This is a genomic window from Helicobacter sp. 11S02629-2 (assembly GCF_002272875.1).
Lineage (GTDB): Bacteria > Campylobacterota > Campylobacteria > Campylobacterales > Helicobacteraceae > Helicobacter_I.
This window is the reverse complement of sequence record NZ_MLAN01000027.1, coordinates 1-5282: the sequence shown is the minus strand read 5'-3', so window position 1 is coordinate 5282 and position 5282 is coordinate 1. Positions and strand designations below refer to the sequence as shown.

The window sequence follows — 5282 nt, the reverse complement described above, 5'->3', positions numbered from 1 at the left end:
TTAGACTTTATACAAGCTTTCAAGATAGGAAGTGGCTATGTAAAACTAGGTTATATACTAGGCGCTGGTGTTGCTATAAGAACACATGATAGTGGAAGTAATAGAAGTGGTAGTTTTAGTGGTGATAATGTAGCTGGAGCAGCCCTTGCAGTATGTGCCCAAAATGATCAATCATGTCTTGATGATCCAGAGATGCAAAAGCTTCAGAAAAAAGTAAATGATGAATACGGTGCAAAGCTTGCAAAAGGTAATGCTGCAACTCAAATAAGCACTATCCAAAGCCAGTTTCCAGTAACCCTAACATCAGCTAATAGTACGCTAGCTAGTGCTATGAATGATATATTACTTAACAACTTTAATAGTGCTCAAACAAAAATATCTCAAGTAAATAGCACTATAAAAGACTTGCAAAACTCTATAAATAATTACAAAAGTGCACTTGGTACCTTAGGTCAAGATAGCACAAGAGATAATACATTAAGCGGTCTTATTAGCAGTCAAGCAAGTCTGAATACAAGTTTACAAACTGTGCAAACTGCTCTAGCCTCAGCCATAAAACTAAATGAACTAAAAACTAGCACTGCTGGAGATTCAAGTCAAACTAACTCGACTATTGCATCATTGACCGACAATCTAAATAAGGCAAATAAATCTATAGCTGATCAGCTTGGAACTATTGCAGCACAGGGCAGTAAGATCTCAAGCCTTCAAACCCAGTTAAAAGAGATACTAGATCAAGCAAGGGTAGCAGCTAGTCAAAGTGCAGCAGAGTTAGAAGCAGAAAGAAAAAGACGTGAAGCTAGTGCTAAAAACGTTCCTACCATCCTCCCAACCCTTAAAGCTGGGCTTATAGCCTTTATAGGCAAGCATCAAGCAGTATCACTAGAGTATCAGTACTACTTTAGAACCGATGCAAACAAAGGTGTAGCAAGTAGTGACATCTCACTTAACTATACATATTACTTTGGAGGCAAATAAGCTTCTATTTAAAAGTCTTTTATAAAACTTATAGAATCTAAAATAGATTCCAAAGTTTATAAAAAACTTTGGGTGGGTGGGAGAAGGGAAGATAAACTTAAGACTTTTTTAGTGACTTTTTAAAGTCTTAAGGTGGCTATTAGTTAGTTTGTGTGCAATTGCAAGCTAACTATCTTTTTTGTTTGTAACTATCTTTTTATAGATTTATAAAAGTTAAAGTTTTTCATTTTTTATATACTCTAAAAAGCTAGTTGCGTAAGAGCCACTTGGCAAGAAGAAGCTTAACTCAAAGTGGGCTAGAGTATCTTTATACTCATACTTTAAATCACTTATAAAACTCCACGCATAGCGTCTTGTGCCAAGAGCAAGGATGGGTTTAGTAAAGCTAGATTCTATAGTCTTACTTAGACTAACTTCATCTAAGCAGTTCCTACTTTGCTTTTTAGAATCTTCCCCGCTTAAAAGCCCAGTAGGCGCTATATCTTTACTCTCAAATCTAACATATTCTTCTTTTAAGTCTTCTATATCAAAGTACTTGCCATAAGGAAAGTGCTTGCATATATCGCCTTTTAAAAGCTTATAAGGAATCTTATGACTTTGTGCAAGCTCTAAAGTTAAGGTATCTTCCTTGCCAAAAACATTTCTTTCTAAAAGAGTGCTATCTAAGTCTTCACTTCCCATAAAGTCTTTAAATCTAAGCTTTAAAAGCGAAGCTATATCCATAGTATCTATTAAGCTAGAAAGTTTAAGCCTGCTATCAAGCCAGCTATTAAAGTAAAAGCTTTGAAGTGCTGAGATTAAAAACTTCTCTTTTTTGCTTTGACGTTTTATAGGCTTTTTTATAGAAGCAGCTAGCTTATAGTTATCATTAAAGTTGCCAAAACGCTGATAGCCAAAGTAGTTAGGAAAACCAAAAGCTAAAGCCATCTTTAGTTCATCTTCTAGCCTTTTTGCATTTAAGCTATCAACTTTTTTAAGTCTTATAAAAAACTTATTACCTTTTAGATGGCCGATTTTTAGCTTATTATTATGTCTTTTAGAATCTAAAATCTTGATGTTTTCATCTTCTATCATGCTAAGGTCAGTCTTAAAAGGCACGCTTATGTATTGATAAGTTAGGGCGTTTTTATCTTTTAAGCCAGCATAGCCTATATCTTTTTTAGGGGCAAAGTTTGCTAGCTTTTCAAGTAGGTCAAAAGTAGTGATGTTTTTCTTGCGTATGAAGAGCACTAGGTGTTCTCCTTCAAGGCTGCTTTCATAAAGTGGGACTTCTTCTACTATAAAGTCTTTTGGTGTGTGTGAAAAGACAAAGCTTAAAGGCGCGTGATTTTTACCATAAAACATTAGTTTCCTTAGGGTAGGGGTGGATTAGGTTTAGATTCTACTGGAATCTTGGGAGATAAAATATTTTTATAAAATATAAAATAATAATCATTCTTAATATTAAATTAAGTTTTCTTGCTGTATAGTTCTATCACTCAAGGGCGATTACATCAAACTTGTTTAGCTTTAGGGTTACTCCTTTAGTTTTGGGTTAAAATTCTTTCACATTATCTTCCTTTTTAAGGGGTCTAAAAGCCCCTTAACTCCTTCCTTATTCACATATCCACTTAACCACATACTCCAAGTCTAGATTAAGTGGAGTTTTATATAAAGCATCCTTACTAGAAAAGTAGTCTTGTAAAAAAGGCATATTTAAAATCTGAAAAGTAGGCATATCTTGTATGTTTAAAAAGATTTTATAGGGGAGTTGCAGCGTTTTTAAAAGCCTTTCATTTAAAAGTATATTATTTAACTCACCTAACTTATCACTAGCTACTAATACTAACTTATCACAAAACTCTTTTGCAAAGTCACTCCAAAAGTACTTTAAAGTTAAAGGACTTAAGATCCCACCAGCCCCCTCACAAAGCACTAAGTCATAGCCTTCTTTTTTTAAAGCATCAAGTCTAGATTCTACCCACACCCTAAAAGCACCCATATCAAAGTTTTTATCACAAGTATAGACACTAGCCCCTAGACTAAAAGTCTTATAGTTTATCTTGCTTATATCTTTCACGCCACTAGCTTGCATCAGTTTATAGCAGTCACTTTTTTGCACCGCTTTTATATCGCTTAGGTTTATACCACTTTCAAGTGGCTTAAGCATGTACACTTTACTGCCTCTATCTTTTAGAAGCTTATAAGCTTTTAGCATGGAGTAAGTCTTACCAACATCTGTATTTGTCGCAGTAAAAAATATGGTTTTCATAGGTTTCCTTTTAAGGCTGTATAATAGTTAGGATAGACATAACATGCTAGACATATAAGGAGTAGACATGTATGATGACAGTTTGCAAAAGGATTCTATCCTACCTGTTTTTGGCGCCATAGTCATTTTAAAAGATGCGGATTTGACTTTAGAGTTTTTGCTAAGCCTATTAACTAGTGTTTTTAGAAAAAGCGATATCGAGGCTAATGATATCATTACAGATATCTATCATAATGATGAGAGCATGGTAGGGATTTATGCCTATGATATAGCAGAGTATAAGATGCAGCTTGCTTTAAGCTTGGCTAGAAGTCTTGGAGAGAGCTTAAGGCTTGAGCTTAGAAGAGTTTCTTAAGGCTAATTTTAAGATTCCATGAAGCTATGGAATCTATTTTTGTTTAAAATCTTGATGCTAGAAGATGGCATAACGTTTTGACGCGGCAGTCAAATATCTTTAGATTCTATAAGTTTATGGAATCTAAAAAATCTTATCTCCATACCTAAAAAATATTTATTATTAACTAATATTTATAATCAATAAGCCCTAAAAGTGCAGTATTTTTTAACAAATGTTTCCTTAATAGACAAAAAGATAAAAAATACTTACTTTTTAAGTCTTACAAGATCCTTTTTTTTTTTTTTTGTATAGAATGATCCGCAGACGCTTATCTCATTTAGCCTTGTTTATGAGAGTAAGTCTTATCTTTGATTTTAGAGGGGCGATATATGGCTAGTTTTTTTAGGAACATCAAGATTAGATACAAAATCCTAGCAATTTCTTTCATATCTATAATAGTCTTAGCACTTTCCATGCTTTATATAGTCACTTACACGACAAGCTATATAAAGCAAAAATTAGACACTACTTTAGAGCATGAAGCAGAAGAGAAGATGAAGATAGCTGTGCAGTCTATGGCTGTAGCTATTAGCGAGAGTGTTAAAGACTTACCTACACGTCAAGAAAAACTAGCTTTACTACAAAAAATGGTTGATAATACTTTTTATGACTATGATAATGAGAGCGGTGATAAGGGTTCATTCTTCGCTTATGATGGAACTATCTTAGTTGGCTATCCAACTAGGTTTGGTGCTAAGCTTGGCGAAGACTGGAAAGATGTAACTGATCCAAATGGAGTAAAGTTAATCCTTGACTTACAAGCAGCCGCTAACAAAGGTGGGGGTATAACAAGATACATGTGGCATCTAACTGATATGAACTCTCCTTTAGCCCCAAAAGTTTCCTACGCTTACCCAATAGCTTCCATGCCCGGAGTTTGGATAGGTAGTGGAATCTACACTCAAGATATAAAGGCTAATATAAATAGGTTTAGTGGAGCTATACGATCTAATATCTTATATACAGCAATAGCCGCCATAATCATTTTTATAATCATCACCTTCCCTATGACTATAATAATCTCAAAATACATATCTAAAGGACTAAGCAACATAAGGCTAATCTTTGAAGAGTTTGTGCTTTTCTTAAAGCAAGATGAGCGTGCCAGCACAGTTAATCTAAATAAGCTAAAGCTTGGAAAAGATGAGATAAGTGCCATTATTAATAATGTCAATCAGTCCATTGCTATAGCACAAGAAAGTCTGAGTAAAGATAAAGTATGCGTAGAAGAGATAGTAGAGGCTTTGAAATCTTGTAGGGAAGGGGACTTTAAGGCTGCTTTAACTCACACCCCTTCTAACCCTCAGCTAACTCTTGTAAGACAGTTCTTAGAAGACTTCTTAAAAGAGCTTTTAGATAATATGACTTCAATTAGCACAACCATAAATCGTTTTGCTAAAAATGACTTTACAAGTAGTATTGATATCACTAAGTTAAAAGGTGAGTTTTTAAGTGTGTCTAATAGTGTGAATATTTTAAGGGATATAACTACAAAAGATACAAAAGCTAGCTTAGATGTAGCACAAAAGCTTAATGAAGAAGCTAAAAAGCTAAATACACAAATTACTAATCTATCAACTAGCTCTAATGCACAAGCTTCTTCTTTAGAACAATCTGCTACTGCTATAGAAGAGATAACTCAGTCTATGCAAAATG

General features: G+C 34.1%; 5 protein-coding genes. 3 read left to right on the top strand and 2 right to left on the bottom strand.

Annotated elements, in window-relative coordinates; all coding sequences use genetic code 11:
- Positions 1-978, top strand: a 978-nt coding sequence (locus tag BKH40_RS08810) for a hypothetical protein (RefSeq protein WP_180675173.1), incomplete at its 5' end; no start/stop codon positions are given.
- 213 nt (positions 979-1191) lie between these two features.
- On the opposite strand, the gene truD is transcribed toward BKH40_RS08810, so the two are convergent.
- Positions 1192-2322, bottom strand: a complete 1131-nt coding sequence (truD, locus tag BKH40_RS08380) for a tRNA pseudouridine(13) synthase TruD (protein ID WP_095278572.1) — start codon at positions 2320-2322, stop codon at positions 1192-1194.
- Between the two features lie 250 nt (positions 2323-2572).
- Positions 2573-3229, bottom strand: coding sequence for a dethiobiotin synthase (locus tag BKH40_RS08375; protein WP_095278571.1), 657 nt, complete (start codon positions 3227-3229; stop codon positions 2573-2575).
- 67 nt (positions 3230-3296) lie between these two features.
- Here BKH40_RS08375 and BKH40_RS08370 point away from each other — a divergent pair, with 67 nt between their 5' ends.
- Positions 3297-3584, top strand: a complete 288-nt coding sequence (locus BKH40_RS08370) for an ATP-dependent Clp protease adaptor ClpS (RefSeq protein ID WP_095278569.1) — start codon at positions 3297-3299, stop codon at positions 3582-3584.
- A 371-nt stretch (positions 3585-3955) separates the two neighbouring features.
- Positions 3956-5282 (top strand): methyl-accepting chemotaxis protein (locus BKH40_RS08365; protein WP_143428482.1); only part of this gene is annotated, 1327 nt, incomplete at its 3' end.

Excerpts from the sequence above, each read along its gene's own strand:
- truD (WP_095278572.1), bottom strand. The coding sequence starts at position 2,322 with ATGTTTTATGGTAAAAATCACGCGCCTTTAAGCTTTGTCTTTTCACAC.
- BKH40_RS08375 (WP_095278571.1), bottom strand. The coding sequence starts at position 3,229 with ATGAAAACCATATTTTTTACTGCGACAAATACAGATGTTGGTAAGACT.
- BKH40_RS08370 (WP_095278569.1), top strand. The coding sequence starts at position 3,297 with ATGTATGATGACAGTTTGCAAAAGGATTCTATCCTACCTGTTTTTGGC.